The sequence below is a fragment of the Kitasatospora sp. NPDC057512 genome (genome assembly GCF_042802135.1).
In the GTDB taxonomy this organism is placed as follows: Bacteria; Actinomycetota; Actinomycetes; order Streptomycetales; family Streptomycetaceae; genus Kitasatospora.
In genome coordinates, this window is record NZ_JBHVET010000788.1 from 1 (window position 1) to 3708 (window position 3708).

The 3708-nt window shown below is 76.6% G+C and carries 2 protein-coding genes; both read left to right on the plus strand.

Features of this window, described 5'->3' with window-relative positions:
• Positions 1-185: 185 nt before the first annotated feature.
• Complete coding sequence (locus tag ACFU6K_RS33730) at positions 186-1190, plus strand: glycosyltransferase family 2 protein (protein ID WP_380669589.1); 1005 nt, start codon at positions 186-188, stop codon at positions 1188-1190.
• A gap of 99 nt (positions 1191-1289) precedes the next feature.
• On the plus strand, positions 1290-3708 hold a 2419-nt coding region (locus ACFU6K_RS33735; protein WP_380669591.1), incomplete at its 3' end, for an FAD-binding and (Fe-S)-binding domain-containing protein.

Consider the following 3708-nt stretch of genomic DNA (forward strand, 5'->3'; position numbering starts at 1 on the left):
CGTGCGTATCGCCCCAGCTCGGAAGCCGGGCCGGGACTCGGGCCGGGACCGGCGCCGGGCGTGGACACGTCCGGAAGGCGGCGTGAAGATCTGGCGCACACTCGTACGGTTTGCCACTGATTGACCGGAATTACGGACCGTCAGGGCTTTGCCACGGTTCGCGAGCCCTCTTACGCTCCGGCGTCATGCCCTCACCCCTGATCAGCGTCGTGCTCCCCGCCTACGACCAGCACGAACAGCTCGCCGACTGCCTGGACTCGCTGCTCGCCCAGTCCCTGGCCGACGTCGAGGTGATCGTGGTCGCCGACCGCTCCCCCGAGACCGCGGGCGGGCTCGCCGACGCGTACGCCGCCCGGCACCGGCAGGTGTCGGTGCTGCACCTGAACGCCGCGGTCGGGGTCGGGGCGAGCCGGAACGCGGGGGCGGCCCGGGCCACCGGCGAGTACCTGCTGTTCCTGGACGCCGACCACCTGCTGCCCCGGGACGCGCTGCGCACGCTCGCCGACCGGCTCCGGCAGACCGGCCCGGTGGACGTGCTGCTGTTCGGCCACTCCCGCCGGCACCAGGACCGGGACTGGCCGGGCGGGGCCGAGGCGCTGCTCGCCGAGGCCGGCCCCGAGCCGTTCGCGCCCTTCGACCGGCCCGCGCTGTTCGGCGCGCCGCCGCTGGCCTGGGACCGGCTGGTCCGCCGCGGCCACTGGGCCGACCTGGGCCTGGCCTTCCCGCCCGGCCGCTACGAGGAGGTCCCGGTGGCGCACGCGGCGCTGCTCGGCGCCCGGAAGGCCGCCGTGCTGGCGCGCGAGTGCGTCCAGCTCCGCCGCCGGGAGACCGTCCACCCGGCGGGCGGCCCGGGCAGCAGCGTCTTCGACCTGTTCGAGCAGTACGAGCGCAGCTTCGCCCTGCTGGAGGACCAGCCGCACCTGTACGCGGTGCGCGAGGCGCTGTTCGTCCGGATGATCCGGCACTACCTGTTCGTCTTCGACCTGGCCGGCTGCGTCACCCGCGCCGAGCGGCCGCAGTTCTTCCACCGCGCCGCCGAGCACCACCGCCGCTTCCAGCCGCCCGGGCACCGCCGGCCGGGCGGCCGCGAGGGGATCAAGTTCTCGCTGCTGGCGGGCGGCGCGTACCCGGCCTTCGAGGTGGCCAAGCTCTCCCACATCGCGCGCGGCACGCTCACCGGGCGGAAGTAGCCGGGGCACCCCCACCCGGGTGAGCCGGGCGCCGCGCCCGGTACCGGTGCGGCGGCACGGCTGCGATCATCGGCGGAGCCGCACTCCTGGGAGGTCCTGGTGAGCCGTCCGTCCGCCGTCCCCGGGGCCGAGTTGGCCCGTGAGCTGGCCGCCGTCCTGCGCGGCGAGGTCCGCTTCGGCGCCGCCGAGCGCACCGTCTACAGCCAGGACGCCTCCAACTACCGGCAGTTGCCGCTCGGCGTGGTCAAGCCCGCCGACCTCGACGACGTGCGCACCGCGCTGGCGCTCTGCCGCGCCCACCGGGTGCCGGTGGTGGCCCGCGGGGCCGGGACGAGCATCGGCGGGCAGGCGATCGGCCCGGGCGTGGTGGTGCTGGACTTCCGCCGCCACCTGGGCGCGGTGCTGGAGGTCGACCCGCGGGCCCGCACCGCGCGCGTCCAGCCCGGCACCGTCCTGGACGACCTCCAGCGCGCCGCCAGGCCGTACGGGCTGCGCTTCGGCCCCGACCCGTCCACGCACAGCCGGTGCACCCTCGGCGGCATGATCGGCAACGACTCCTGCGGCTCGCACTCGCTCGCCTGGGGGCGCACCGCCGACAACGTCGAGCGGCTGGAGCTGCTGCTCGCGGACGGCACCGAGCTGACCGTCGGCGGGCGGCTCACCCCCGCGGAGCGCGCCGCGCTCGCCGCGTTGCCCGGGCGGGTCGGCCGACTCCACACCGGGCTGCAGGAGTTCACCGACCGCAACCTCGCCGCCATCCGCCAGGGCATGCCGCGACTGCCCCGCCGCACCTCCGGCTACCCGCTGGACGCGCTGCTGCCCGAGCAGGGCCACGACCTGGCCCGGGCGCTCACCGGCACCGAGGGCACCTGCGCGCTGCTGCTCGGCGCCACCGTCCGCCTGGTCGAGGACCCGCCGGCCCGGGCCCTGGTGGTGGCCGGCTACCCCGACGAGGGCGCCGCCGCCGACGCCGTCCCGGCGCTGCTGCCGTACGGTCCGCTGACCGCCGAGGGCATGGCGGCCGACCTGATCGCCGCGCTGCTCGCCGCCGGGCCCCGCCCGCCCGCGCTGGACCGGCTGCCCGCCGGCGAGTGCTGGCTGTTCCTGGAGACCGGCGGCGACACCCCGTTGGCCGCCTACCAGGCCGCCCGCCGGCTCGCCGACGCGGTGAGGCGCGAGCGCTCGGCCGCTGTCGCCCTGGTCACCGACCCGGTCGAGCAGCGCCAGCTGTGGGCCGTCCGGGAGGCGGGCGCGGGGATCGTCACCCGGCTGCCCGGCGGCGGCGAGGCCTGGCCCGGCTGGGAGGACTCCGCCGTTCCGCCCGAGCGGCTCGGCGACTACCTACGGGCCCTGCGCGCCCTGCTGCGCCGGCACAGCCTGCACGGCGTCCCGTACGGGCACTTCGGCGACGGCTGCGTGCACCTGCGGATCGACTTCCCGCTGGACGAGCCCCAAGGGGTGCTGGTCTTCCGGGAGTTCCTGGAGCAGGCGGCCGATCTGGCGGTCTCGTACGGCGGTTCGCTCTCCGGCGAGCACGGCGACGGCCAGGCCCGCGCGGAGCTGCTGCCGCGCATGTACCCGCCCGAGATCATCGGCCTGTTCGGGGAGTTCAAGCGGATCTGGGACCCGGAGAACCTGCTCAACCCGGGCGCGCTGGTCGACCCCCGCCCGCTCGACGCCGACCTGCGCTTCGTCACGGCCCCGCGCCGCACGCTGCCGCTGGCCCTCCCGTACGAGCAGGACGGCGGGAGCCTGGTGAAGGCGGTGCACCGCTGCGTGGGCGTCGCCAAGTGCGTGGCCCCGGGCAGCGGGGTGATGTGCCCGAGCTACCTGGCCACCGGCGAGGAGCGGCACTCCACCCGGGGGCGGGCCCGGCTGCTCGCCGAGATGCTGCGGGGGGAGGCGATCCCGGACGGCTGGCGCTCGGAGGAGGTCCGGGAGGCGCTGGACCTCTGCCTGAGCTGCAAGGGCTGCGCGAGCGACTGCCCCGTCCACGTCGACATGGCGACCTACAAGTCCGAGTTCCTGTACCAGCACTACCGGCGCCGGCCCCGCCCGCTCGCGCACTACTCGATGGGCTGGCTGCCGCTCTGGCTGCGGGCCGCCGCGCTCGCGCCCGGGGCCGCCAACACGCTCGCCCGCTCCCGGGCCGGGGGGCTGCTCAAGCGGCTCGGCGGGATCGACCGGCGCCGGGTGCTGCCGGTCCTCCCGCCGGAGACCTTCACCGCGTGGTACCGGCGGCACCGCGCCGCCCACCCGGCCCCGGCGGGCGCCCGGCCGGTGCTGCTGTGGCCGGACACCTTCTCCGACCGCCTCCAGCCGGACGTGCCGCGCTCGGCCGTCGAGGTGCTGGAGCACCTGGGCTTCGACGTCCGGCTGCCCTCGGGCCCGGTCTGCTGCGGCCTCACCTGGTACTCCACCGGCCAACTCGGCACCGCGCGAAGGGTGATGCGGCGCAGCCTGCGGGCGCTGAACGGGGCCGGGGTCCAGGCCGACACCCCCGTGATCGGCCTGGACC